This is a genomic window from Polaribacter sp. 20A6, assembly GCF_011378915.1.
Classification (GTDB): Bacteria; Bacteroidota; Bacteroidia; order Flavobacteriales; family Flavobacteriaceae; genus Polaribacter; species Polaribacter sejongensis.
In genome coordinates this window covers 111,438-136,789 of sequence record NZ_WTPZ01000001.1, presented here as the reverse complement: position 1 = coordinate 136,789, position 25,352 = coordinate 111,438, and the positions used below count along the sequence as shown (strand labels likewise).

The following is a 25,352-nucleotide window of genomic DNA, read 5'->3' as shown; positions in this document are numbered from 1 at the left end:
AGATTTATTTGAAAAATGAATCTACAAATTCGTGTTTATTAAACACTTGTAAATCATCGATTCCTTCTCCTACTCCAATATATTTTACAGGAATTTTAAATTGATCTGAAATACCAATAACAACTCCACCTTTTGCTGTACCATCTAATTTAGTAACCGCTAAAGAAGTAACTTCTGTAGCCAAAGTAAATTGTTTTGCTTGCTCAAAAGCATTCTGACCAGTAGAACCATCTAAAACTAATAATACATCATGTGGAGAATCTGCCACCACCTTTTGCATTACACGTTTTATCTTGGTCAACTCATTCATTAAGTTTATCTTATTATGTAAACGACCAGCGGTATCTATAATTACAACATCTGCATCTTGATTTACTGCAGATTTTAAAGTATCAAAAGCTACAGAAGCAGGATCAGACCCCATTTCTTGACGTACAATTGGCACATCTGTTCTGTCTGCCCAAACCTGTAATTGATCTATTGCTGCTGCTCTAAAAGTATCTGCGGCACCTAACACAACTTTTAATCCTTGTTTTTTAAATTGTGCTGCTAACTTACCAATAGTAGTTGTTTTACCAACTCCGTTTACACCAACAACCATTAAAACATATGGCATTTTGTTACCATCTTTATCTTTAGGAATTTCTGGAATTACAAATTCAGTTTCATTACCAACATGGGTTTCAGAAAGTAAACCTGCAATTTCTTCGCGCAGGATTCTATTTAATTCATCTGTACCAACATATTTATCTTTGGCAACTCTTTCTTCTATTCTTTCAATAACCTTAAGCGTTGTACCTACACCAACATCAGAAGCAACTAAAATTTCTTCTAAATTATCTAAAACTGCATCATCTACCTTAGATTTACCAGCTACCGCTTTTGTTAGTTTACCAAAGAAACTTTCTTTAGACTTTTCTAATCCCTTGTCTAAGGTTTCTTTTTTTTCTTTTGAAAATATTTTTTTAAAAAAACTCATCTTTATCTAATTATACTATAATAGCAATACGTTAAAAAACGTGCCATTTGTTGGGTTTGGTCAAATTGTCACTAAAAAAGCCTGCGTTAGCGATTGAAATGGCATCCTTTTCTTACAAAAAAGCAAATAATTTACTTTTTAAATAAAATACAATTATTAATAGCACAAAATTTTCTTAACTATAACAGTATAAGAAAAGATATAATGTAAAGCGCGACCTTTAGGTAACGCCCAAAAATACATAATTATAAGACGCAAAAAAAACTACTTTCTAAATTAGAAAGTAGTTTTATATATTTTATGTAGTAAATATTACTTTTTTGCTAAAAAAGCATCTACTTTAGAAGGATCCATAATTGATTCTACGAAAGTATAAGCTCCAGATTTTGGAGATTTTACCATTTTGATAGCTTTACTTAATCTTTTTGAAGATGTTTGTAACGATGCTACTGTTTTCTTTGCCATTGTCTAAGTTTTTTAATCTATGTGCTCTGTTCTGAGTTCTAGATAGTTTAATTATTTAATTTCTTTGTGAACAGTCATTTTCTTTAAGATAGGATTGAATTTTTTAATTTCCATTCTATCAGGAGTGTTCTTTTTGTTCTTTGTTGTAATGTATCTAGAAGTACCTGCTTTACCAGAAGCTTTATGCTCTGTGCATTCTAAAATTACCTGAACTCTGTTACCTTTTTTTGCCATTTGTATAAAATTTTAAATCGCTTGAGCGCTTATTTAGTTAAAAATCCGTTAGCTCTCGCGTCTTTTATAACTGAAGAAATTCCTTTCTTGTTAATATTTTTTAATGCAGAAGCAGAAACTTTTAATGTTATCCATTTATCTTCTTCTGGGATATAAAAACGCTTGGTCATTAGATTAGCGTCAAACTTTCTCTTAGTTCTATTTAAAGCATGAGATACATTGTTCCCAACCATTGCTTTTTTACCTGTTAATTCACAAACTCTAGACATCTTTTCGACAGTATTTATAGTGTTATCTCTAAACGAGGTGCAAATATACACTTAATTCTAATTCTGAACAAAACAATTTTAATTATTTTTTAAGAATTTCTTTATTTGCTATTTCTAAAGCCTTACTTACCGTTCTATTAATTACTTTTTCTCTTGGTTGGCCAAAGTCAAATTCTTGCACCAACTCTGTAGTATCCGATATAAAAGCAATATACACAATACCTACACTTTTGTCTGTATTATCTGTGCTTGGTCCTGCATTACCAGTAACTGCAATTGCATAATTTGTCTGCAATTTAGCCTTCGCTCCTCTTGCCATTTCTAAGGCGACTTCCTTACTAACAACGCTATACTTATCAATCGTTTCTTTGGAAACACCTAATAAATTAATTTTTGTTTCTGCAGAATACGTTACAAAACTACCTTTATAATAGTCTGATGCCCCAGCAACAGAAACTAAATTCGCCGCAATTTGACCTCCAGTTAAGCTTTCTGCCGTAGAAATTGTTTCATTATTTCTTTTTAACAACGCTCCTACTCTTTTTTCTAAAGAACTATCATCATCTAAACCGGTAATAATCTCTGGTATTAATTGATAAATTTCTGCAACTTTATCATTCAGTTCTTTTTCTAAAATCTCTTTATGAGCGCCTTTGGCGGATAAACGCAATCGAACTTTACCAAATGATGGTAAATATGCTAACTTAATATAAGTTGGTAAATTGTTTTCGAAGTCTTCAATTCTTTCTGCAATCATACTTTCTCCTTGCCCATAAGTCATAATTGTCTTATGAATAATGAAAGGTAATTTAAACTGCTTTTGAATTTTTGGTAATACCTCGTTGGTAATTAAACCTTTCATTTCATACGGAACTCCTGGAAGTGACACAAAGACAGTCTCGTTTTCATAAAACCACATTCCGGGTGCTGTACCAAAAACATTCTTTAATAAGGTTGCTTTAGATGGCAATTGAGCTTGATACCTTTGCACTTCATTAAAAGGATGATTTACTTTTATAAACATCTCCTTAATTTGCGCAATAACTTCTGGATATTCTATTAATTGATGATCATTAAAATATTCTGCAATTGTTTTTTTAGTGATATCATCTTTTGTAGGCCCTAGTCCACCTGTTAAAATAACAATATCTACTCTTTCTTGTGCTTCCTTTAAAGCGTTAAGAATATGTTGTCGATCATCTTGAATGGAAGTAATTTGATAAACTGAAACTCCTATTTTATTTAATTCCTGACCAATAAATTGTGAATTGGTATCTACAATCTGACCAATTAGGATTTCATCTCCTATTGTAATAATTTCTGCATTCATTATGCGCCTATTTCATTTATATTTTGATAATCTAAATTTTTATTCTTTAATCTTTTTCGTAAAAATCCGAAAAATAAACATGAAATAATAACACTCAATAAGACTGATAAATTTCTATTATATTCAAAATCTTGCTGAAGTTTAAAATCTGTAAAAAAGCCATAAATAAGTAAATAAATAATTCGGATTGTAAGAGATACAAAAAAACCTATACAAAAGTAAAAGATATTATTTTTTTGAAACCTTTTAGCCAAATACATAAAACAAACTCCAACAAATATTGATGCTATTATTTGTATTGTAAAATTTATCAACCTACTTTACTCTAATATTAAAAGCTTCTTTTCCTTCAATAACTCCTTTTAAGTTATCGTTTTCTACAACTTTCCCAACGCCTGCTGGTGTACCTGTAAAAATAATATCTCCTTTTTTCAAGGTAAAATATTGAGAAACATAAGCAATTAGTTCATCTGTCTTCCACAACATAGCATTGGTGTTTCCATCCTGAACAAGTTCATCATTCTTAAATAATTGAAATTTTAAGCTCTCTAAATCAAATTCTTCCTTCGGATAAAACTCACCAATAACGGCACTTCCATCAAATGCTTTTGCTTTCTCCCAAGGCAAACCTTTTTCCTTGCATTTTGCTTGTACATCTCTTGCTGTAAAATCGATCCCTAATCCGATTTCATCATAATATTTATGCGCAAATTTTGCATCAATATGTTTACCAACTTTATTTATTTTTACCAAAACCTCTACTTCATAATGAACATCATCTGAAAAAGGTGGAATAAAAAATGGATTTTTTCTTGGTAAAATAGCAGAATCTGGCTTTAAAAACACCACAGGATTCTCTGGTCTTTCATTTGCTAATTCTTCTATGTGTTTTGCGTAATTGCGCCCAATACAAATTATTTTCATACTCAATTACTAATTTTAAATTATGAATTACGAATTATAGAAATTCGTAATTCACAATTTGTAATTAAATTTTATTCTCCTGCTTCCGGAAAAACAATAGCTCTATTTCCTGAAACGATTATTTGATGATTCAAGTGGTTTTTAACCGCTCTTGCCAACACCAATTTTTCTATATCAGCACCAATTCTCTTTAAAGTTGTTGGTGTACTTTCGTGGGTTACCGGCTTTACATCTTGCTCAATAATTGGGCCTTCATCTAAATCTACCGTTGCATAATGTGCCGTTGCTCCAATTAACTTCACACCTCTTTCGTATGCTTTTTTATACGGATTTGCTCCTTGAAAAGCAGGTAAAAAAGAATGATGAATATTGATAATTCTCTCTGGATAATGTTTGATAAAATCTGAAGATAAAATCTGCATATACCTAGCCATAATAACTAAATCTACTTCATTAGCATCTAGCAATTGCACAACTTGATCTTCTTGATCTCTTTTGGTCTCCTTTGTTACCGGTAAATGATAAAAAGGAATATTAAACATATCTGCAACATACCTTAATTTATTATGATTACTGATAATCATCTTCACATTACAGTCTAAACGTCCTTCTTTAGAACGCTCTAATAAATCATATAAATTATGACTGGTATGCGAAACCATAATGGCTACATTTTGTTTTTTATCGCCATAATTAACAGACCAATCGATATCCAAAGGCGTTGCCAGTTGTTGAAAGTTATTTTCTAATGCTTCTTTAGAAATATTTGTTCCATCTGCATTTAGACGAACTCTCATAAAATATGTATTCTCAACAGAATTTACATATTGCTGAGAACTTAAAATATTGAATCCATTTTCATAAAAAAAAGTGGTGATTTTAGCTACCAATCCTTTTTGATCTGGACATTTTATTAAAAAAGAGACTACTTGTGGTTTCATTCTAATTAATTATGAATTACTGATTTTAAATTACGAATTACAATAATTCCTAATTCTTAATTTCAAAATTATTAATTGACTATGGTATCCATTTTTTAGGAAAGTTTGGTTTTCTCTTCTCAAGAAAAGCATCTCGACCTTCTTTTGCTTCATCTGTCATGTAGGCTAAACGAGTTGCTTCACCAGCAAAAACTTGTTGACCAACCATTCCGTCGTCTGTTAAGTTCATCGCAAACTTTAACATTTTAATAGAAGTCGGACTTTTTTCTAAAATTTCTTGTGCCCATTCGTAAGCAGTAGACTCTAACTCACCATGAGGAATAACAGCATTTACCATTCCCATTTCATAAGCTTCTTGCGCAGAGTAGTTTCTTCCTAAGAAAAAGATTTCTCTTGCTCTTTTTTGTCCTACCATTTTTGCCAAATATGCAGAACCATAACCACCATCAAAAGAAGTTACATCGGCATCTGTTTGTTTAAAAATAGCGTTTTCTTTAGAAGCTAAAGTTAAATCGCAAACTACATGTAAACTGTGTCCGCCACCAACTGCCCAACCCGGTACCACGGCAATGACTGCTTTTGGCATAAATCGGATTAAACGTTGTACTTCTAATATATTTAGTCTGTGATAACCATCTTCACCAACATAACCTTGGTGTCCACGTGCTTTTTGATCTCCTCCAGAACAAAAAGAATACACGCCGTCTTTTGTACTTGGTCCTTCCGCAGAAAGTAGCACAACTCCAATATTTACATCTTCGCCTGCATCGTAAAAAGCATCGTATAATTCTTTTGTTGTTTTAGGTCTAAAAGCATTTCTAACATTAGGTCTATTAAATGCTATCCTAGCAACTCCATTACACTTTTTGTAGGTAATGTCTTCGTATTCTTTAACAGTTTTCCACTCGGGTTGTATCATAATTTTGTATTTTGGACGTTCTTTTAGAAGAACAAAAAAATTGGTTACAAAAATAAAGATTCAAATTTATGATAAAGAAATCGTTCACCCTAATATTTATGTTGATTTGCCTTAGCGGGTATGCACAAAAAATTATAAAAAAAACAATTATCTCTGATTATGCTGATGATAAAAGGGACATAAAAATATATTTACCAGAAGGTTATGATTCTGAAGAAGAAAAAAATTATCCTTTAGCAGTTGTTTTAGATAGTGAGCTTTTGTTTGATGCGTATGTAGGAAATTCTGTGTTATTTGCTGCTAAAGACAAAGCACCAAAGCAAATTGTGGTAGGAATTGAAATGGCTAAAACCCGTAAAAAAGACACTTACTTTAATACTACAACAGGAGAATTAACTACAGACAACAAGAAATTTTATCAATTTGTAAAGGATGAAGTTATTTTTGAAATCGAAAGCAATTACAATACTTCTCCTTTTATTTCTATTGTTGGTCAAGGTACTTCTGCAAACTTAGTATCCTTTTTTTTAGGAGAAAAAATTCCACTTATCAATTCTTACATCTGTATAAACCCTCTTTTTTCTGATTTTATAGGACAGCAATTGCAAAGTTATAATTTACCGAGATATGAGAAAGAAGACAATACTTTTTACCTATACATAAACAACTCTACGTCGTTTTCTGTAGATAAACAAACTAAAATAGGAGAATTACAAGGAGGTTTAAAGTCTTTAGAGATAAAAAACCTAAACATTATAAACGACACCATTAACACACCAAGTAGCATATCTGCTATTAGTGAAGCAATTCCTAGAGCCTTAAATCAAGTTTTTCAAGTATACTCTGCTATTTCTAAAGAGGAGTTTGACAAAAACATAAAAGATTTATCGCCATCAGATGCGATTGCTTATTTAGAAAACAAATACTTAGAAATTGATTTCCTTTTTGGAAGTAATTTAGGAATTCGAGAAAGTGATATTTTTGCTATCGAGAAAATAATTATGGAAAAGGAAAATGGAGATCAGTTACTTCCTTTTGGTAAAATGATTTTAAAATTATACCCTTCATCTCCGCTAGGTGATTACTATATTGGTAAATTTTACGAAAGTAGTAAACAAATCAGTAAAGCAATTGTACATTATAAAATTGGTTACGGAAAAATGGATCCTGCAGACCCAAATGCAGATAGATTTTATGAAAACATTTTAAGATTGGGAGGAAGGTAAAAAAAACAGTTTTCAGTAGCAGTACCCAGTCAGTTTGACACTGCTGACTGCTACTGAAAACTGCTTACTTTTAAACAAGCTCTATTCTATCTTCTTTGATAAGAATTAGTTTTTGTCTGTATAAATTTCCAACAGCTTTTTTAAATGCCTTTTTACTCATTTTCATATGAAAACGAATAGAATCTGGAGAACTTTTATCAGTTAATAATAAAAAACCTTCTCTACTATCTTTTAGTTTTGTCAGTACTTTTTCTACATCAGAATCAATAACATTTCTAAAACCTTGTGGTCTTAAAGAAACATCTATTTTTCCGTCTTCACGAATTTGTTTCACATAACCAACAACCTCCATATTTTCTTCTAACTCCTGAAAAACTTCACTTCTAAAAAGTAAACCGTCAAATTCTTCATTAATTAAAACAGTATATCCTAAATTGGTTTCTGTCTCAATTACTAAACTGACCTTATCTCCTTCTTTCAAGTACATATCTATCTCTTCCGAGTTATCCTCACCATCTTGTAAATTCTCGTCTTCTTCGTATAAATCTTCTTGTAAACTCATTATTGTATGTATTTAAAATATGCTGATAAAATTAAATCATTTTCTTCACTTGGAGTGAAAATTTCTAATATTTTTGGTTTTTCTGATGTTTCATAAAAACCTTTTAATTGTGCCGTTACTGTTTCGGTAGAATCTGCCTTTAAATAATCTAACTCGTACATTTTACACAAATGTTCTGCAGTTAAAGTATGCGGAGTTTCAAAATACCTCGCAGCATTGGTAGTTCCTGGTCCCGGAATAATTTTAAAAATTCCACCACCAGAATTATTGATTAATATAATTCTAAAGTTCTTAGGTATGTTAGCATTCCACAACGCATTACTGTCATAAAAGAAACTAATATCTCCTGTTATAAAAACAGTCTGATTTTTATTTGCAAAAGCAGCTCCAACTGCAGTAGACGTACTACCGTCAATTCCGCTGGTTCCACGATTACAAAAAACGGTGTTAGATTTATCAATAGAAAATAATTGTGCGTATCTAATTATAGAACTGTTGCTAATTTGCAACTGACTATTAACAGGAATACTCTCTACAACCTGTTCAAAAACTTTAAAATCTGAATGTGTTGTTTTTGATAAATACTGTTGATGTTTTATGCGTTTTTCATCACGAATTTGCAACCATTTTTGCTGATACTTGCTTTCTTTTTTTATTATTTCTTTATTAAATTTCGAAAAGAAATCTAATGGTTTTATTTGTATAAATTCCGACAAACAAAAAAACGTATTTACTGCTTTCTTTTCATCAATATTCCAATGCTGTTTTGGTGGATATTTTCTTAAAAACTGTTTAATTTTCTTAGAAACAATCATCCCTCCAAAAGTAATTAGCACTTCTGGTTTTAAATCTTCAAACTGATTTTCATCCAAAGAAAAAATTAACTGATCTATAGAATTAACCGATTTTTCTTGATGTAAATTAGACGTTGTTTCCGTTAAGATCAATACAGATTCATCCTCTGCATACAAATCCATTAATTTATGTAAATCGGCCTCAGGATAATTAACACCAACAAGAATCATTTTCTTTTCTGCTGCATTCCATATTTTTGATAAATTATCATAATCAATATGAGAATTATCTAAAGAACTTAAAGAAATATGCGGAAAATTAAAACTTTGCATTTCTTCAACAGTTTCATACAAAGGCTCATCAAACGGAACGTTTATATGCACAGGTCCTTTTTGCGAAACTGCTATTTGCAAAGCTTCTCCTATTAACTGAGAATTACGTGTTTTAAACTTCTCGTTTTCAATTAAATTGGCAGCGAACAAAATATGATTATCAAACACATTTTCTTGACGAATCGTTTGTCCGTCTCCAATATCAATTAAATGTTTTGGTCTGTCTGCAGAAATTACAACCAACGGAATGTTGCTGTAAAAAGCTTCTGCAATTGCCGGATAATAATTTAACAACGCAGAACCAGATGTACATATAATGGCAACCGGTTTCTGAGTTTGTTGTGCAATACCTAATGCAAAAAAAGCAGCACAACGCTCATCTACAACACTTAATGCATTTATTTCTGGATGATTAGAAAAACCAACCGTTAAAGGAGCATTTCTAGATCCTGGAGAAATAACAACCGTATCAATATTAAATTGACTACATGCTGAAATTACAATTTGTGCGAGTTCTTTTTTAGGGTACATTTTTTTTCAGTAACAAAGTTACAAAGCTAAATTAGTTGCAAAGTTAAGCCTTATATTTATACAAACAGAAAGCCGCAAACTTTCAATTTTAACTTTGAAACTTTGCGACTTTGTAACTATTTTTAAAACTAGTTTCCTTTTTTGTAATCTGCTAAAAATGTAGCCAAACCACTATCTGTTAAAGGGTGTTTTAACAAACCTTCAATAGCGCTTAAAGGTCCAGTCATAACGTCAGATCCTAATTTTGCACAGTTAATAATATGCATTGTATTACGTACAGAAGCTGCTAAAATTTGAGTTTCGAAACCGTAATTGTCATAAATTAAACGAATTTCTTTAATCAAGTTCATTCCGTCTGTAGAAATATCGTCTAAACGACCAATAAACGGAGAAACATACGTTGCTCCTGCTTTAGCAGCCAATAAAGCCTGACCTGCAGAAAACACTAACGTTACGTTTGTTTTAATCCCTTTAGAAGAAAAATATTTACACGCTTTTACACCGTCTTTAATCATTGGTAATTTCACAACAATCTGAGGATTTAAAGCAGCCAAAGCTTCACCTTCTTTTACCATTCCGTCAAAATCTGTAGAAATAACTTCTGCAGAAACATCACCTTCTACCAACTCACAAATCTCTTTGTAATGGTTAATGATGTTTACTTCGCCAGTAATACCTTCTTTAGCCATTAAAGATGGGTTTGTAGTAACTCCGTCTAAAATACCTAAAGCTTGCGCTTCTTTAATTTGCTCTAAATTTGCAGTGTCAATAAAAAATTTCATTTGTATATATTTAGTTGTAATTGTTCTTAATAATTGTCATCTCGAGCGGAGTCGAGAGGTTTGGGGCGTTCGAGCAGGCTTTACGCACTCGCTTTTTTTGTTAAAAAACAAAAAAGAGCTCAAACAATTGCTTCAATCCCTAACGCAAAGATAGTTAGTTCATAACAATTCTTAGAAGTTAAATAAAGATATTTTCAGACCTCACAAGTTTAAAAAACCTGTGAGGTCTTAATCAGAATCTACAATTTATAATGATCCATCAAGATTTTCTCATATATTCTATCTGGCAAAATTCGCTTTAAAACAATAGAGAATTTCTCCATAAAACCACCTACTTTATAATGGATTTTCGGGTTTGTAGTCTCTATAATCTTATGTACAGCCTTTGCCATTTCTATCGGATCCATTCCTCCACTTACATGCGCATCCATCAAATTCAAATTCATCTGATAATTCTCTTTATAAGCAGAATTATCAAAAACGGGTGTGTGATATCTTCCTGCAGCAATATTAGTTGCAAAATCTCCAGGCGCAACACAAGCTACTTTAATTCCGAATGGCTTTACTTCCATACTTGTTGCTTCCGTTATGGTTTCTAAAGCACCTTTTGTAGCAGAATATAATCCTCTAAAAGGTAACCCCATATAACCAGCAATAGAAGTTACATTAATAATAGTTCCAGATTTCTGTTTACGCATTTGAGGTAAAGCAGCTTTCATTACATCTACAGCACCAAAAAGATTGGTGTTAAAAACAGCACGCATTTCATCGGTTGGAGTATCTTCAATTGGGCCCGTAATCCCCATTCCTGCATTGTTTACCAAAACATCTAACCTTCCTTCTTTCTGAATGATTAAATCGATAGCTGCATTAATAGTATCAACCTTTAAAACATCCAAAGCAATTAATTCAAAAGGAAAATCGGCAGTGTTTTTAGGGTTTCTACTTGTACCATATACTTTATATCCTTTTTCAGATAAAAAAACAGCAATAGATTTTCCTATTCCAGAAGAAGCTCCGGTAATTAATACGACTTTAGACATGAGTTTATAAAAATATTAAATGATTGAAAAAATTAAAAAACTCAGCATTAAATTTTTAATCGTTTAATTTTTGAATTCTTCAATAGAACCGCAAATATCTTAAAACTAAATGTAGAAAACTAAAAAGGAGAAAGTTAATAACTGTTCTAAAAAGAAAAAATTCTGAAGAAGTTCAGAATTAAATTATAGGAAATAAAAAATGGCAAGCTACCTACATCACACCGCTACAACCTAATACCTTTGCTGCGTTCCCGCCCTGGAGGATTCAAAGGGAGCTAGTTGTGTAGGACTTGCCGAGGCAAATTTACACGCTTTTTTCATATTGGCAATAAAAAAAGTGTAAATTTTATGTAACATTTTCAACACTCTGAATACTAATGAATTGTTGTGGTAGTAAACAAACTTTTATAAATAATTAAAAACTATCATCAATGAAAACAATATATTTGTATAACTAACTAAATTAAAAAAATGGAAGATCAAGCAAACAGTAAAAGTCTAATTGTAAATTATGGTGTTATTTTAGCAGTTGCTGGAATATTATTGAGTGTTATTACCTACGCAATGGGTGAACACCTTAAACCACATTGGTCCATTTCAGTTATATCTATTGGTTTAACCACAGCTTTAGTTGTTTTAGGTATAAAAAAATATAAAGAAATTAATAATGGTTTTATCTCTTGGGGACAAGGTGTTAAAATTGGTGTTGGTATTTGTATACTTTCTGCATTAATTACAGCCATTTATCAATATATTTTTATGACTGTTATAGAGCCTGACTTTATGCAACAAGCTATGGAAATTCAAAATCAAGCATATTTAGATGGAGGAATGACAGAAGCGCAAATTGAAGGCGCTAATGAAATAGCTCAGAAATTTCAATCTCCAGGTATTATAGCTGCTATTTCAATTATTGGTGCTGCAATATTAGGTTTTATTATTTCTGCAATTGCTTCTGCAATCATGAAAAAAACGGAAGAGGAAACATACTAAATTTTAATATTTAAGGTTTTCATACAAACTAAACTTTGAATTATAAATATTGAATAGAACAAACATGGATATTTCGGTAGTAATACCACTTCTTAACGAAGATGAATCTTTACAAGAATTATACGATTGGATTGCAAAAGTTATGCAATCCAATCGTTATTTATATGAAATCATTTTTATTGATGATGGTAGTACAGATAATTCGTGGAATGTAATTGAAAAATTATCCGCTGCACATACCGAGGTAAAAGGAATACGATTTCAAAGGAACTTCGGAAAATCGCAAGCTTTAGATGCTGGTTTCGACATGGCAAAAGGAGCTGTTGTAATTACCATGGACGCAGATTTACAAGACAATCCAGATGAAATTCCTGAATTATACGATTTAATTATTAAAGAAGATTTCGACCTAATTTCTGGTTGGAAAAAGAAACGTTATGACAACGTTATTACAAAAAACATTCCTTCAAAATTATTTAACGCTGCAGCCAGAAAAACATCTGGTTTAAAACTAAACGATTTTAACTGCGGACTAAAAGCCTACAAAAACGAGGTTATAAAAGCAGTAAAAGTAAGCGGAGAAATGCACCGATACATTCCCGTTTTAGCAAAAAACGAAGGCTATACTAAAATAGGAGAAAAAGTAGTACAACACCAAGCAAGAAAATACGGAGAAACTAAATTTGGAATGGACCGTTTTGTAAATGGTTTTTTAGATTTAATTACCATTTCTTTTTTATCAAAATTCGGTAAAAGACCCATGCACATTTTTGGTCTTTGGGGAACTTTAATGTTCTTATTTGGAACAACATCTGCATTTTATATTGGCGCTTACAAGCTTTACAAACTTTTTAACGGCATTAAAACAATTTTAATTACAGATAATCCTTGGTTCTATATAGCATTAACTTCTATGATATTAGGAACACTATTATTTTTAGCAGGATTTATTGGAGAACTCATTATAAAAACAAAAAGTAACGAAAAACACTATACAATTAAAGAAAAACTCAATTTCTAAATAGTATATTTGTATTTCAACTAAGCAACATAACTTTAAACGATGGATAATATTTTAGACAAAGCAAAACAATGGTTAACAGCTACTTTTGATGCTGAAACTCAAACTGAAATTCAAGAATTAATTAACAATAATCCTGATGCTTTAGCAGACAGATTCTACAAAGACATGGAATTTGGAACTGGAGGAATGCGTGGAGTTATGGGTGCTGGAACCAACCGAATTAATAAATATACATTAGGTAGAGCAACTCAAGGTTTGTCTAATTATTTAATAGAAAACGTAAAAAAAGAACAATTAAGCGTAGTAATAGCATACGATTGTAGACATAATAGTAAAAAGTTTGCCAAAGTAGTAGCAGATGTTTTATCTGCAAATAATATAAAAGTATTTCTTTTTGAAGATTTACGTGCAACTCCAGAATTATCTTTTGCAGTACGTCATTTAGGATGTGATGCAGGTATTGTATTAACAGCTTCTCACAATCCGCCAGAATATAACGGTTACAAAGTATATTGGGCAGATGGTGGACAAATTGTTCCTCCGCATGATGGTGGAATTATTGGAAACGTAAATGCTTTAGATTTTTCTGAAATTAAATTTGATGCAAACGAAGCTTTAATTGAAGTAATTGGCAAAGAAGTAGATGACGCTTTTATTGATGCTTCTGTTAAAAACGGAACTTTATCTGATAAAGTAGATCGCAAAAATTTAAAAATTGTATTTACATCTTTACACGGAACTTCTATTGTTTCTGTACCTGATGCATTGGCAAAAGCAGGTTATACAGATGTTCATATTGTTGAAGAACAAAGAGAACCAGATGGAGATTTCCCTACAGTAAAATCTCCAAACCCAGAAGAACCTGAAGCTTTAAAAATGGCAACTGACTTAGCGAACAAAGTTGGTGCAGATATTGTTATTGGTACCGATCCAGATTGCGACAGATTAGGTGTAGCTATTAGAGATACAGACGGAAACATGAAATTGATGAATGGGAACCAAACTATGGTTGTTATGACTGAATTCTTGTTGAAGAAGTGGAAAGAAGAAGGTAAAATGAACGGAAAACAATTTGTGGGATCAACAATTGTTTCTACTGAGTTGGTAAATGATGTTGCTGCAAGTTATGGTGTTGAGACTAAAGTTGGTTTAACCGGTTTTAAATGGATCGCTAAAATGGTTAGAGATTTTCCAGAGCTAGACTTTATTGGTGGTGGAGAAGAAAGTTTTGGATACATGGTTGGTGGTTTTGTAAGAGATAAAGATGCAGTAACTGCAACACTTTTAGCTTGTGAAGTTGCTGCGTATGCTAAACAAAACGGAAGTTCTTTCTATGAAGAATTATTAGCTATCTATGTTAAAAACAACTTTTATAAAGAACATTTAATTTCAATTACTAAAAAAGGAATGGATGGGGCTGCAGAAATTCAGCAAATGTTAAGCGATATGCGTAACAATCCATTGACTGAAATAGATGGTGAAAAAGTAGAATCTCTTTCTGATTATGACGCATCAACTAGAAAAAACTTAATAACTGGCGAAGTAACAAACATCGATTTACCAAAATCTAATGTTTTAATTTATCAAACAGAGTCTGGTACAAGAATTGCAGCGAGACCAAGTGGAACAGAACCAAAAATAAAGTTTTACTTTAGTGTGAACACATCTTTAGATACTAAAGAAAACGCTACTTCTGTAGAAGCTGCTTTAGATGCAAAAATTCAAAGAATTATTAAAGAAATGAAATTGAATTAATGGGATATTTTAAGGACATTCTAAAATATGAGAAAAAGTATCGAAAATTTACTATTTTAAATATTCTATTTAATATACTTTACGCAGTTTTTAATGTGCTTTCGGTATTGGCGTTTATTCCTGTTCTAAAAATTTTATTTGGAGAAGAAAGAGTAGCCGTTTCAAAGCCAATTTATAGTGGTATCGGAAATATTGGTAGTTATCTAGAAAATGAATTCAACTACTTTATTTCTCAAAAAATTATTAATGACGGAGAAATAAACGTGCTTTTATTTATTTGTTTATTATCACTGTCATTATTCTTTTTTAAAAATTTATTTAGATACTTAGCTTCTTATGCAATTGCTTTTTTAAGAACAGGAATTGTAAAAGATTTAAGAGATAACTTGTACAATAAAATTGTAGAACTCCCTATTGCCTATTTTTCAGAAAAAAGAAAAGGAGACATTATAGCTCGTATGACTGGAGATGTACAAGAAGTAGAAAACTCAATAATAAGCTCTGTACAAACCATTGTTAGGGAACCTTTAACAGTTGTTATTTCTATAACAATTATGCTGTACATGAGTTTAAAACTAACATTGTTTGTTTTTATTTTATTACCCGTTTCTGGATTTATAATATCATCTATCAGTAAAAAATTAAAATCTAAATCAGCAAAAGCGCAAAAGGAAACAGGTAACTTTCTCTCTTTTATTGAAGAAACATTAACTGGATTAAAAATTATTAAAGGTTTTAATGCAGAACATGTAATCGCAAAAAAATTCAATAACTCAACACTTCATTTTAAGCAATTAATGACAAGTGTTTATCATAGGCAAACATTAGCTTCACCTATGAGTGAGTTTTTAGGATCGGCAACAATTATTGCGATTCTCTGGTATGGTGGTACAGAAGTTTTGTCTAATACAGGTAATTTAAAAGCGAGTCAGTTTTTAGGGTACATTGTACTATTTTATACTGTTTTAAATCCTATAAAATTAATTACAACAACTTTTTATAATATTCAAAAAGGTGAAGCATCTGCAGAAAGAATTATGACAGTTCTAAATACAGAAAACACCATTAAAGACAAACAAGATGCATCCATAAAGAAAGACTTTACAAGTAAAATAGAATTTAAAAACATTTCTTTTAAATATAAAGATGAGTATGTTTTAAAAGACTTTTCTTTAACGATTAATAAAGGTGAAACCGTTGCTTTGGTTGGTCAATCTGGAAGTGGTAAATCTACCTTGGCAAATTTAATTACTCGTTTTTATGATGTTAATAAAGGAGAAGTTCTTATTGATGACAACAATATTAAAGACGTTACTAAAAAGTCCTTAAGAGATTTAATGGGCATTGTTTCTCAAGACTCTATTCTATTTAATGATACCATTGCAAATAACATTAAATTAGGAACACAGCAGGCAACTGATACAGCTATTTTAGAAGCTGCAAAAATTGCTAATGCAGATGAGTTTATTCAAAATTTACCAGAAAAATACGATACAAATATTGGAGATAGTGGTAACACACTTTCTGGCGGACAAAAACAACGTTTGTCTATTGCGAGAGCTGTTTTAAAGAATCCTCCAATAATGGTTTTAGACGAAGCTACTTCTGCCTTAGACACAGAGTCTGAACAATTGGTGCAGCTTGCTTTAGAAAAAATGATGCAAAACAGAACATCTCTAGTAATTGCACACAGATTATCTACCATTCAAAAAGCAGATAAAATTGTAGTACTAAAAAAAGGTAAAATTGTAGAGCAAGGTAAACACGACGAGTTACTAACTAAAAAAGGAGAGTATTTTAAACTGGTTACAATGCAGAGTTTAAGTTAAAAAGCATACTAATATAGTTATACAAAAAAGACCATTACTGATTAGTAATGGTCTTTTTTTGTCTTGTAACTAAAATTTTTATAATACTAATTTTGTTTCAATCCTAGTTTTAAGCCTTTTTCAATCATAAAATCATAAGAAGCTTGCTTTTCATTTGGTATTTCTCCTTCTAAAATAGCCTCTTTTATAGCTTCTTTAATTTGACCTATTTCTCTACAAGGTTTTAAATTAAAAGCTTCCATAATTTCTTCACCAGTAACTGGAGGTTGAAAATTACGTACTTGATCCCGCTCTTCTACTTCTTTAATTTTATCTCTTACCAACTCAAAATTCTGATGATAACGTTTAAATTTCTTCGGATTTTTAGTTGTAATATCTGCCTCACACAGCGTCATTAAAGAATTGATATCATCTCCAGCATCAAAAACCAAGCGTCTAACTGCAGAATCTGTAACTTCCGTTGCCAAAACAATCGGCCTAGAACTTAACATGACCATTTTCTGAACAAATTTCATTTTGTTATTCATAGGCATTTTTAAACGCTTGAATAACTTATATACCATTTTAGAACCAACAAATTCATGTGCATGGAAGGTCCAACCTACTTTTTTACTAAATTTTTTAGTTGGTGCTTTTCCGATATCATGCAATAATGCTGCCCATCTTAACCAAACATCTTCTGTGTTTTCAGAAATATTATCAACCACTTCTAAGGTGTGATAAAAATTATCTTTATGCTTCTGTCCTTCTACTTCCTCTACTCCTTTTAAAGCCATTAACTCAGGTAATATTTGCTTTAACAAACCTGTTTGTTCTAACAATAAAAAACCAATTGATGGTTTTGGAGATGACAAAATTTTATTCAATTCGTCTACAATTCTTTCACGAGTAATAATTTTTAATCGATATGCATTTCTAGAAATTGCATCTAAAGATTCAGTATCAATATTAAAATTTAACTGCGTAGTAAAACGAATGGCACGCATCATTCTTAGAGGATCATCAGAATAGGTAATATCTGGATTTAAAGGTGTTTTAATCACCTTGCTTTTCAAGTCTTCTATTCCATTGAAAGGATCTAATAAAGCGCCAAAATTATCTTCATTTAAACTTAAAGCCAACGCATTAATCGTTAAATCTCTTCTATTTTGATCGTCTTGTAGATTACCTTCTGTAACATCAGGATTTCTACTATCTTCAGAATAAGATTCTTTTCTAGCGCCAACAAATTCAATTTCGACATCATTATAACGTAACATTGCAGTTCCGTAGGTCTTAAAAACCTGTACTTTGGGTTTATTTGGCAATAGTTTAGAAACTTTTTGAGCCAACTCAATACCACTACCAACCGCTACAACATCAATATCTTTAGAGTTTCCTCTTTTTAAAAAAAAATCACGTACATAACCGCCAATTACATAACTCTCTATTTGTAACTCTCTGGATGCTTTGGATATAACATTAAATATTTCTAAAGAAATTGCTTCTTTAAAGAATTGTTTTTGCATGAATTTATGCTCTTAAAGTTCGAATATAAGTCACCAATCTATAAGTAATTGGTTATTTTACATTCATGTTAATTTACCGCAAATTTACTATATAAAACATGCTACACAAAAAAATGAATTACTTTTTCTTAAAATGATTTTAAGGTAATATTTACAAATACAATCAGCAAAGCAATAATCTCTAGGTTAAATAACACGCAATAAAACAACTTAATGATTGGTATCTATAGCTGCTTTGTTTTATTCAAGTCTTTAGCTATATGTATAAGTTAAAAACCAACGCTACATTCCTTCAAATATTGAAATGAACTTTATAACTGTGTATTCTAAAAATACTATCTTTGCGCTCCTATATAATACCTATGTTTCAAAAAATTCCGAGTTACATAAAATACATTTTTACAAATGTATTTTTTCTATTTATTTTCGCAGTACTTTTTAGAGGAATCTTCTACCTTCTATTTATACAAGTAGAAGATCTTGATCCATTAAAATTGCAAAAGGCTATTTTCTTAGGGCTACGTTTTGATTTAAAACTTGCCGTTATTGCTTTTTTCCCGCTAGCGATATTACTTTTAATCACAAATTTCCGTTTTTTTGAAAGGAAAATTTATAAAAAGATAGCGAATACATATCTCGTATTGACTTATTTGACTTTAACGTTATTCTACCTATTCGATCTTGGGTATTACGAGTATTTATCAATTAGATTAGATGCTTCATCACTTCGATTTTTAGGTAATTTAAAAATATCTAGTCAAGTTTTAGTGGAAAGTTACCCTATTTATAAAGGTATTATAGGGTTGATAATCTTATGTTTTATCATCTATAAATATGCCAATTTTGTTTATAATTTATTTTCAAAAGCACATCAAGAAATAACAAAAAAAGTAAAAGCTGTAATTATTATCCTAACCGTACTCGTTTTATCTTTTGGTATCTATAACAGTATCACCCATTATCCTTTGCGCTGGAGTGAGGCTTTTTTCTCTAAAAACACCATTGTAAACCAATTTGCTTTAAACCCAGTTTTATATTTCTTTGATAGTTTTTCATTTAGAAGTGAAGGAGCTAATATTGAAAAATTTAAAACCTATTATCCAGTAATCGCAAAGCATTTAAACTTACCAAAAGACACTATAAATTTTGCAAAGAAAGTAACTTTTAAAGAACCTTATAGTAAGAAACCAAATGTTATTTATGTAATGCTAGAGTCTACCGGAACTGCAACATTAAGTTTATACGGAAATCCCTTAAACTGTAGCCCTAAAATAGATTCTATTATAAAAGAAAGTTTAAGTTTCTCTAAGTTCTACGTTCATAAACCAGGAACTGCAGCAAGCGTTTTTGCAAGTGTTACTGGCTTACCAGATATAGAAGATGTAAAAACAGCTTCTAGAAACCCTATGATTATAGATCAACGTATTATTTTTGATCAGTATGAAGGGTATCAAAAGCAATATTTTATAGGTGGCTCTGCAAATTGGGCGAATATAAGAGGCGTATTTCAATCGAATGTAAAAGATTTACAAATCTTTGAAGAAGGTAGTTTCGAAGAAGAAAATAGAGCCGATGTTTGGGGAATTGATGATTACGATTTATTTAAAGAGTCTGACAAAGAATTTAAAAAACTACATGAAAGCGGAAAGCCTTTTGTTGCCTACATACAAACAGCAACAAACCACATGCCTTTTACAGTACCTGACCAAAAAGAAAGTTTTAAACCAATTTTAGAAGACGAAATAGACGAAGAAACCTTGTTAAAAGGAGGTTTTAGATCTTTAGGTCAATTAAACGCAATTAGATATTTAGATTTTAATGTTGCACGTTTTTTAGAAAGAGCTAAAGAAACTGGTTATTATGACAATACTATTTTTGTCTTTTTTGGTGATCATAGAGGTGGTATGAAAAAATTAAATTTCTTAAAAAATAATCAAGATGATTTAGGGATACAAGTACACCATGTACCATTTTTTATTCATGCTCCAAAATATGTAAAACCTCAAGTAGTTGATAAATATGCTAAATTGATAGACGTGTTTCCTACAGCAACAAGTATCGCTAAAGTAGACTATACAAATTATACTTTAGGAAGAGATCTATTAGATAGTACAAATACAGATACTGCTGCCTTTGTGTACTTACAAAGTAAAGGAGAAAAAGGTGTTGGTGTATTAAAAGATAATTTTTATTACGAGAAAACAAACATCTCTAAAAAAACAAGTTTGTACAGCTTAGATGCAAATACAGTAAAAGATATTCAGTTAGAGAACCCTAAAGTTGCACAACAAATGGATAGCCTTTTATCTGCTTATTATTATACAACCAAGTATTTATATTTTAACAACAAGAAAGCACCTAAATCTACAACTGTAGACTAAATATTTAAAGCTATAATTGGACTTCAAAATAATTAATCGTATTTATTTTGAAGCCATTTTTTGATATAAATTAGTTTTTCTGAAGGACATTGATCTAAACTCTGCATACATAGAAAGAGTTTATTTTGATCTTTCTCAGCTCTTTTAAGTTTATTCTTTAACCACCAAAAAGGTTTCTTGTAGTTTTGAAAATAAACTAATTGGAAATCATTTTTTAAAAAGAAAGTATCATTTTGTATTTCTAAATGATTTGCTAATGAATGCATTACAAATTGATTCGGATCCCTAAAACGATGTTTAATATTTGAATTTAATAAAGTTTTGTTTTTACTAAAAAAAGATTCTAATGTCGATTTTCTAATTGCGCTTGGTGTGTGTTCTGTGAAAAAATATTTATCAAAATTTAAAAACTCAGCAGATTTTTGTAATCCTTTTCTATGTTTATAAACTATTTTCTGTTTTTTATTGACAATTTTAGAAAACATATTTTTCAACTTTTTATGCCAAATATCATCGTAAAAAGAACACCAATAACCTCTTATAATAGGTTTTCCTTCAATAAAAAAATCTGTAACTTTCGTGTCTTTTTGTAAAAAAAAATCATCGTTAAAATAAATAAAATGCTCTGCTAAAGAGGGAATTTTAAATAAAAGTGTTTCTATTGATATTGAATTAAATACAGGTAAATAATCTTCATTACCCTCAAATATAACTTTATGATCTACAACAATAACATTCGGAAATTCTTTTGAAGCTTTTTCTTTGTCTTTTAAAAAACCTGGTGTTTGGTTATCTGTAACAATATAGATGTTTCTTACAAATTTAGCATATTTTAAAATTGATTTTACAGCAAACTCAATTTCATTAACTTGGTTAAACCGCATTTTAACAGCCTTACTATCCAATGAAGATTTGTTATCAAGAAAGTTAGATATTTTAGCTTTATGAATAGGGTCTTTACCATCTACCCAAGTAATCACAGCATCTATAATAAGATTTTCACTCTCTTGCATCGTAATTAAATTTAACTATAAATTAATTATATTTTTTATGAAGCCACTTTTTAATAAAAACTAATTTTTTAGCATCACATTGATCTAAATTTTGCAAACACATAAAGAGGTAATTTTTGTTATACTTAGCTCTTGTAAACTTTTTAAACGTTTTAAAGAATGTGTATGATTTCATATAAACAATTGCTAACTTTTTTTCTTGAATGCAAGTGTTATTTTTAAGTTCTATATGATTGGCTAAAGACTGTAAAATATATTGATCTTCATGTCTAAATTTAAATTTAATATTTTGTAATAAAATAGCTTTATTTTTTTTAAAAAAGTCAACTAAAGTAGATTTTCTTATTGGATGTGGTGAATGATGAATATTAAAACTCTTATCAAACCCTAAAATTTTGGAAGACGTATCTTTCGCCTTTCTGTATAAAACGGTATACTTTTCCTTTTTATTACTAAATATTCTATTCTTTACTATGTTTTTATTATGAGGCATCCATTTCCCTCTTAATACTGGCAATCCATTTATGAAAAAATCGTTAGGAGTCGTTTCATTAATTAAAAAGAAATCATCGTTAAAATAAATAAAATGCTCTGCTAAATTAGGCACTTTAAACAGCAACGTTTCTATTGAAAGTGAATTAAACGTAGGTAAATATTGTTCATTTCCTTTAAAAATAGTTTTATGATCTATTATAAATACATTGGGAAAGTTTTCTTTTGCTTTCTCTTTATCTTTTAAAAAACCGGGTGTTTGATTATCTGTAACAATAAATATATTTCGTACAAATTTAGCGTACTTTAAAATGGACTTTACACAAAATTCAATTTCATTTACTTGATCAAAAAGTGTTCTAAAAGAAGTATTGGTTCCAGTACTCTTATCACTTAAATAGTTTGACATTTTAGCTTTATGTACAGGATCATTTCCATCTACCCAAGTAATAACAGCATCTATAACAATTTCTTTAGATTCTTCCATTTAAATGCTTCTTATTATTTAATAACCATAACTTAATATATCTAGTTAACACACCATAAGCTTGTGTTTTTGCAACTAAAAAACCCGTAAAACCATCTAGAAACCCAAGGCGGATAAAATAATGAATAAAAAACCTTGCAGAGGGCTTTATCATTACATGATAAATATTCACTTTAACTCCTCTTTCATGTAATTCTTTGGCTCTAATTGCTGCATAATGATTCATTTTAGAAATATAATGATCATAATTTCTATATGAAAAATGGTCTATTTTATGTTTTAAAAAACCAATTTTTCCATTCGCTGCAATTCTCTCATGAACAACTCCTTTATAATTGCAATGTTCTTTTAAAAATAAACGAATTACTTTATCTCTCTGAAAACCGGAATAATTCACCTTTTTTTCGCAAAAATAGAAAGTTCTTCTTACATAAAAACCGACAAAACCATTCGGATTTTTAACCGCTTCTAAAATTTCTTCTTTTACTTCTGGCGTAACTCTCTCATCTGCATCTAAAATATAAATCCAGTTATGTGTGGCTTGATCAATTGCAAAGTTCTTTTGAGAAGAAAAATCATCAAACTTTCGCTTGATGATTTTTACATGTAGCTTTTCAGCTATTTCTAAAGTTTTATCTGTACTATAAGAATCTATAACAATAATTTCATTTGCAAAACTTACTGATTTAATAGCATCAGCAATATGAATCTCTTCATTTAATGTAGGTATAATTGCTGTGATTTTTGTCATAGTAACCTAATTCTTAAACGGCTACATCATATTCACGTAGCGCATCGTTTAAAGAAGTCTTTTTATTGGTACTTTCCTTTCTCTTTCCTATAATTAAAGCACATGGCACATTGAATTCTCCTGCTGGAAATTTCTTTGTATAACTACCAGGAATCACTACAGAACGAGCAGGAACAACTCCTTTAGTTTCAACAGGAACATCACCAGTAACATCAATAATTTTAGTACTCATTGTTAATACAACATTTGCTCCTAAAACTGCTTCTTTTTCTACTCTTACACCTTCTACAACAATACATCTAGAACCAACAAAAACTCCGTCTTCTATAATTACGGGTGCAGCTTGTAATGGCTCTAAAACACCACCAATACCTACTCCACCAGAAAGGTGAACGTTTTTACCAATTTGTGCACAAGAACCAACCGTAGCCCAAGTATCTACCATGGTACCTTCATCTACATACGCACCAATATTTACATAACTTGGCATTAAAATAGTACCTGGTGAAAGATAAGATCCTTTACGAGCAGACGCTCCAGGAACTACACGAACTCCCTGCGCTGCGTAATCTGTTTTTAAAGGCATTTTATCGTGGTACTCGAAAATACCAGCTTCTAAAGTTTCCATTTTCTGAATAGGGAAATATAAAACTACTGCTTTCTTAACCCATTCATTTACTTGCCAACCATCAGTTGTTGGTTCAGCAACTCTTAATTCTCCTTTATCTAATAAATCAACAACTTTTCTAATTGTGTTAATTGTATTTTCTTCTTTTAATAACTCGCGGTTTTCCCAAGCTGACTCTATGATTTCTCTAATTTCTTTCATTGTAATATGTATATTTGCGCAAATATAAATCTATCCACAAAAACGTGGACGAATATACGTTTTTTAAACAGATTATTACATCTTGTTTAAAATACAATTATCATTTATCTTCAATAAAAGACATAAGACCACTTTGTCTTTATAATCAAGAACTAAGACTTGATTATAACTACCTGACAAACAAATGTTTTTTTAATGATTGAAAATAAACTAGGATTATTTCACATCTATATAGATAGTAAGAGAATTTAAATAAATTTAACCAGATATTTTAAATATTTATACGGTATAAAACAAAAAAAACGTTAACTAATTGATAATATTTCAATTAAACAGTAGTTATTATATTATAACTTTTATTTTTGCAAAAAACATTTAATTTGGGTAAAATTCTCGCCATCGATTTTGGTAAAAAAAGAACAGGTATTGCAGTTACAGATGAACTACAAATTATTGCCTCTGGTTTAACAACGGTGAACACCGATGATTTAATTCCTTTTCTGAAAAAATATATTTCTGAAAATAAAGTAGATCTTTTTCTGGTAGGAAAACCGAAACAGATGAATAATACAGATAGTGAAAGTGAAGTTTTAATACTTCCATTTCTAAAAAAACTAGAAAACCAAATACCTCAAATTCCGTTGTTAAGAATAGATGAACGTTTTACTTCTAAAATGGCTTTTCAAACAATGATTGATGGTGGCTTAAATAAAAAGCAACGTAGAAACAAAGCTTTGGTTGATGAAATTAGTGCTACCATTATTTTACAGTCTTATTTATATAGTAAGTAATAAAACGCAAAGTTGTTAGATTATTTCTTAATGTTATTCTATTAATTTAGCAACTTTTACAATTTAGTTTTTTCATCCGAAGAATGAGAAACTCACTTTTAAACAATAGGTTCTTTTTAGATGTTTTCATCTTATTAGATCAAAGACAAAACTGTTTAAAAAATAAA

At 30.4% G+C, this 25,352-nt stretch carries 24 protein-coding genes and 1 other RNA gene; 7 read left to right on the top strand and 18 right to left on the bottom strand.

The genetic code is table 11. The annotated features are described in order from the left end of the window. Positions 1 to 4 precede the first annotated feature (4 nt). The 8 genes from ftsY to GQS57_RS00565 all read right to left on the bottom strand — a co-directional run bounded on the left by ftsY (position 5) and on the right by GQS57_RS00565 (position 6,061). Positions 5 to 979, bottom strand: a complete 975-nt coding sequence (gene ftsY / locus GQS57_RS00600) for a signal recognition particle-docking protein FtsY (protein ID WP_165730206.1) — start codon at positions 977 to 979, stop codon at positions 5 to 7. Between the two features lie 312 nt (positions 980 to 1,291). Continuing rightward, complete coding sequence (locus GQS57_RS00595; RefSeq protein WP_165730204.1) at positions 1,292 to 1,444, bottom strand: DUF4295 domain-containing protein; 153 nt, start codon at positions 1,442 to 1,444, stop codon at positions 1,292 to 1,294. A gap of 51 nt (positions 1,445 to 1,495) precedes the next feature. Continuing rightward, complete coding sequence (rpmG, locus tag GQS57_RS00590) at positions 1,496 to 1,678, bottom strand: 50S ribosomal protein L33 (protein ID WP_068449915.1); 183 nt, start codon at positions 1,676 to 1,678, stop codon at positions 1,496 to 1,498. Positions 1,679 to 1,707: 29 nt separating this feature from the next. Continuing rightward, positions 1,708 to 1,947, bottom strand: coding sequence for a 50S ribosomal protein L28 (gene rpmB / locus GQS57_RS00585; protein WP_158838598.1), 240 nt, complete (start codon positions 1,945 to 1,947; stop codon positions 1,708 to 1,710). Positions 1,948 to 2,029: 82 nt separating this feature from the next. After that, complete coding sequence (locus GQS57_RS00580; protein ID WP_165730202.1) at positions 2,030 to 3,277, bottom strand: competence/damage-inducible protein A; 1,248 nt, start codon at positions 3,275 to 3,277, stop codon at positions 2,030 to 2,032. A gap of 315 nt (positions 3,278 to 3,592) precedes the next feature. Further along, positions 3,593 to 4,201, bottom strand: coding sequence for a fumarylacetoacetate hydrolase family protein (locus tag GQS57_RS00575; protein WP_165730200.1), 609 nt, complete (start codon positions 4,199 to 4,201; stop codon positions 3,593 to 3,595). A gap of 71 nt (positions 4,202 to 4,272) precedes the next feature. After that, the gene (gene purU, locus GQS57_RS00570) at positions 4,273 to 5,142 is read right to left on the bottom strand and encodes a formyltetrahydrofolate deformylase (RefSeq protein WP_165730198.1); all 870 of its coding nucleotides are present in this window, start codon (positions 5,140 to 5,142) and stop codon (positions 4,273 to 4,275) included. Between the two features lie 79 nt (positions 5,143 to 5,221). Beyond that, positions 5,222 to 6,061 carry a 1,4-dihydroxy-2-naphthoyl-CoA synthase gene (locus GQS57_RS00565; RefSeq protein ID WP_165730196.1) on the bottom strand — a complete coding sequence of 280 codons (840 nt, stop codon included), beginning with the start codon at positions 6,059 to 6,061 and terminating at the stop codon, positions 5,222 to 5,224. Positions 6,062 to 6,159: 98 nt separating this feature from the next. Between GQS57_RS00565 and GQS57_RS00560 the strand changes: the two genes are divergently transcribed. Beyond that, a complete protein-coding gene (locus GQS57_RS00560) occupies positions 6,160 to 7,287 on the top strand; it encodes an alpha/beta hydrolase-fold protein (protein ID WP_240915405.1) in 1,128 nt (375 codons plus the stop codon). Between the two features lie 70 nt (positions 7,288 to 7,357). Here GQS57_RS00560 and GQS57_RS00555 read toward each other — a convergent pair whose 3' ends face one another. The 5 genes from GQS57_RS00555 to ffs all read right to left on the bottom strand — a co-directional run bounded on the left by GQS57_RS00555 (position 7,358) and on the right by ffs (position 11,628). Next, the gene (locus GQS57_RS00555; protein ID WP_165730192.1) at positions 7,358 to 7,849 is read right to left on the bottom strand and encodes a DNA-binding protein; all 492 of its coding nucleotides are present in this window, start codon (positions 7,847 to 7,849) and stop codon (positions 7,358 to 7,360) included. Further along, positions 7,849 to 9,507, bottom strand: coding sequence for a 2-succinyl-5-enolpyruvyl-6-hydroxy-3-cyclohexene-1-carboxylic-acid synthase (gene menD, locus GQS57_RS00550; RefSeq protein WP_165730190.1), 1,659 nt, complete (start codon positions 9,505 to 9,507; stop codon positions 7,849 to 7,851). The genes GQS57_RS00555 and menD overlap by 1 nt, the downstream gene beginning before the upstream one ends. A 128-nt stretch (positions 9,508 to 9,635) precedes the next feature. After that, complete coding sequence (gene fsa / locus GQS57_RS00545) at positions 9,636 to 10,289, bottom strand: fructose-6-phosphate aldolase (RefSeq protein WP_165730188.1); 654 nt, start codon at positions 10,287 to 10,289, stop codon at positions 9,636 to 9,638. Positions 10,290 to 10,528: 239 nt separating this feature from the next. Beyond that, positions 10,529 to 11,332 carry an SDR family oxidoreductase gene (locus GQS57_RS00540; protein WP_165730187.1) on the bottom strand — a complete coding sequence of 268 codons (804 nt, stop codon included), beginning with the start codon at positions 11,330 to 11,332 and terminating at the stop codon, positions 10,529 to 10,531. A 197-nt stretch (positions 11,333 to 11,529) separates the two neighbouring features. After that, an RNA gene (gene ffs, locus GQS57_RS00535) (signal recognition particle sRNA small type) lies at positions 11,530 to 11,628 on the bottom strand. A gap of 175 nt (positions 11,629 to 11,803) precedes the next feature. Here ffs and GQS57_RS00530 point away from each other — a divergent pair. The 4 genes from GQS57_RS00530 to GQS57_RS00515 all read left to right on the top strand — a co-directional run bounded on the left by GQS57_RS00530 (position 11,804) and on the right by GQS57_RS00515 (position 16,933). Further along, positions 11,804 to 12,325: a DUF4199 domain-containing protein gene (locus tag GQS57_RS00530; protein ID WP_165730185.1), complete on the top strand. Its 522-nt coding sequence runs from the start codon at positions 11,804 to 11,806 to the stop codon at positions 12,323 to 12,325. 64 nt (positions 12,326 to 12,389) lie between these two features. Beyond that, a complete protein-coding gene (locus GQS57_RS00525) occupies positions 12,390 to 13,346 on the top strand; it encodes a glycosyltransferase family 2 protein (protein ID WP_165730184.1) in 957 nt (318 codons plus the stop codon). A 42-nt stretch (positions 13,347 to 13,388) separates the two neighbouring features. Next, entirely contained in the window at positions 13,389 to 15,104 is a 1,716-nt protein-coding gene (locus tag GQS57_RS00520) for a phospho-sugar mutase (protein ID WP_165730183.1), read from the top strand. Continuing rightward, a complete protein-coding gene (locus tag GQS57_RS00515; protein WP_165730181.1) occupies positions 15,104 to 16,933 on the top strand; it encodes an ABC transporter ATP-binding protein in 1,830 nt (609 codons plus the stop codon). The genes GQS57_RS00520 and GQS57_RS00515 overlap by 1 nt, the downstream gene beginning before the upstream one ends. 86 nt (positions 16,934 to 17,019) lie before the next feature. Here GQS57_RS00515 and GQS57_RS00510 read toward each other — a convergent pair whose 3' ends face one another. Beyond that, complete coding sequence (locus GQS57_RS00510) at positions 17,020 to 18,441, bottom strand: CCA tRNA nucleotidyltransferase (protein WP_165730179.1); 1,422 nt, start codon at positions 18,439 to 18,441, stop codon at positions 17,020 to 17,022. 641 nt (positions 18,442 to 19,082) lie between these two features. Here GQS57_RS00510 and GQS57_RS00505 point away from each other — a divergent pair. Next, positions 19,083 to 20,822 carry an LTA synthase family protein gene (locus GQS57_RS00505; protein WP_240915404.1) on the top strand — a complete coding sequence of 580 codons (1,740 nt, stop codon included), beginning with the start codon at positions 19,083 to 19,085 and terminating at the stop codon, positions 20,820 to 20,822. A gap of 32 nt (positions 20,823 to 20,854) precedes the next feature. Here GQS57_RS00505 and GQS57_RS00500 read toward each other — a convergent pair whose 3' ends face one another. The 4 genes from GQS57_RS00500 to GQS57_RS00485 are packed head-to-tail and all read right to left on the bottom strand — an operon-like array spanning position 20,855 to position 24,394. Further along, complete coding sequence (locus GQS57_RS00500) at positions 20,855 to 21,835, bottom strand: Stealth CR1 domain-containing protein (RefSeq protein WP_165730175.1); 981 nt, start codon at positions 21,833 to 21,835, stop codon at positions 20,855 to 20,857. Positions 21,836 to 21,857: 22 nt separating this feature from the next. Continuing rightward, the gene (locus GQS57_RS00495) at positions 21,858 to 22,814 is read right to left on the bottom strand and encodes a Stealth CR1 domain-containing protein (RefSeq protein WP_165730173.1); all 957 of its coding nucleotides are present in this window, start codon (positions 22,812 to 22,814) and stop codon (positions 21,858 to 21,860) included. Next, on the bottom strand, positions 22,801 to 23,565 hold the full coding sequence (locus tag GQS57_RS00490) for a glycosyltransferase family 2 protein (protein ID WP_165730171.1): 765 nt from the start codon (positions 23,563 to 23,565) through the stop codon (positions 22,801 to 22,803). Before GQS57_RS00490 ends, GQS57_RS00495 begins: the two co-directional genes overlap by 14 nt. A gap of 13 nt (positions 23,566 to 23,578) precedes the next feature. Further along, positions 23,579 to 24,394 (bottom strand): 2,3,4,5-tetrahydropyridine-2,6-dicarboxylate N-succinyltransferase, encoded by an 816-nt coding sequence (locus GQS57_RS00485; protein ID WP_165730169.1) that lies wholly within the window; start codon positions 24,392 to 24,394, stop codon positions 23,579 to 23,581. Positions 24,395 to 24,774: 380 nt separating this feature from the next. On the opposite strand from GQS57_RS00485, the gene ruvX reads away from it, so the two are divergent. After that, positions 24,775 to 25,185 carry a Holliday junction resolvase RuvX gene (gene ruvX, locus GQS57_RS00480; protein WP_165730167.1) on the top strand — a complete coding sequence of 137 codons (411 nt, stop codon included), beginning with the start codon at positions 24,775 to 24,777 and terminating at the stop codon, positions 25,183 to 25,185. Positions 25,186 to 25,352 lie beyond the last annotated feature (167 nt).

Coding starts and splice junctions, on each gene's coding strand:
- GQS57_RS00560 (WP_240915405.1), top strand. CDS start 6,160: ATGTTGATTTGCCTTAGCGGGTATGCACAAAAAATTATAAAAAAAACA.
- GQS57_RS00520 (WP_165730183.1), top strand. CDS start 13,389: ATGGATAATATTTTAGACAAAGCAAAACAATGGTTAACAGCTACTTTT.
- ftsY (WP_165730206.1), bottom strand. CDS start 979: ATGAGTTTTTTTAAAAAAATATTTTCAAAAGAAAAAAAAGAAACCTTA.
- GQS57_RS00500 (WP_165730175.1), bottom strand. CDS start 21,835: ATGCAAGAGAGTGAAAATCTTATTATAGATGCTGTGATTACTTGGGTA.
- GQS57_RS00530 (WP_165730185.1), top strand. CDS start 11,804: ATGGAAGATCAAGCAAACAGTAAAAGTCTAATTGTAAATTATGGTGTT.
- rpmG (WP_068449915.1), bottom strand. CDS start 1,678: ATGGCAAAAAAAGGTAACAGAGTTCAGGTAATTTTAGAATGCACAGAG.
- GQS57_RS00490 (WP_165730171.1), bottom strand. CDS start 23,565: ATGACAAAAATCACAGCAATTATACCTACATTAAATGAAGAGATTCAT.
- GQS57_RS00565 (WP_165730196.1), bottom strand. CDS start 6,061: ATGATACAACCCGAGTGGAAAACTGTTAAAGAATACGAAGACATTACC.
- menD (WP_165730190.1), bottom strand. CDS start 9,507: ATGTACCCTAAAAAAGAACTCGCACAAATTGTAATTTCAGCATGTAGT.
- GQS57_RS00575 (WP_165730200.1), bottom strand. CDS start 4,201: ATGAAAATAATTTGTATTGGGCGCAATTACGCAAAACACATAGAAGAA.
- GQS57_RS00495 (WP_165730173.1), bottom strand. CDS start 22,814: ATGGAAGAATCTAAAGAAATTGTTATAGATGCTGTTATTACTTGGGTA.
- GQS57_RS00510 (WP_165730179.1), bottom strand. CDS start 18,441: ATGCAAAAACAATTCTTTAAAGAAGCAATTTCTTTAGAAATATTTAAT.
- GQS57_RS00525 (WP_165730184.1), top strand. CDS start 12,390: ATGGATATTTCGGTAGTAATACCACTTCTTAACGAAGATGAATCTTTA.
- GQS57_RS00540 (WP_165730187.1), bottom strand. CDS start 11,332: ATGTCTAAAGTCGTATTAATTACCGGAGCTTCTTCTGGAATAGGAAAA.
- GQS57_RS00515 (WP_165730181.1), top strand. CDS start 15,104: ATGGGATATTTTAAGGACATTCTAAAATATGAGAAAAAGTATCGAAAA.
- GQS57_RS00595 (WP_165730204.1), bottom strand. CDS start 1,444: ATGGCAAAGAAAACAGTAGCATCGTTACAAACATCTTCAAAAAGATTA.
- purU (WP_165730198.1), bottom strand. CDS start 5,142: ATGAAACCACAAGTAGTCTCTTTTTTAATAAAATGTCCAGATCAAAAA.
- GQS57_RS00555 (WP_165730192.1), bottom strand. CDS start 7,849: ATGAGTTTACAAGAAGATTTATACGAAGAAGACGAGAATTTACAAGAT.
- rpmB (WP_158838598.1), bottom strand. CDS start 1,947: ATGTCTAGAGTTTGTGAATTAACAGGTAAAAAAGCAATGGTTGGGAAC.
- GQS57_RS00485 (WP_165730169.1), bottom strand. CDS start 24,394: ATGAAAGAAATTAGAGAAATCATAGAGTCAGCTTGGGAAAACCGCGAG.
- fsa (WP_165730188.1), bottom strand. CDS start 10,289: ATGAAATTTTTTATTGACACTGCAAATTTAGAGCAAATTAAAGAAGCG.
- GQS57_RS00580 (WP_165730202.1), bottom strand. CDS start 3,277: ATGAATGCAGAAATTATTACAATAGGAGATGAAATCCTAATTGGTCAG.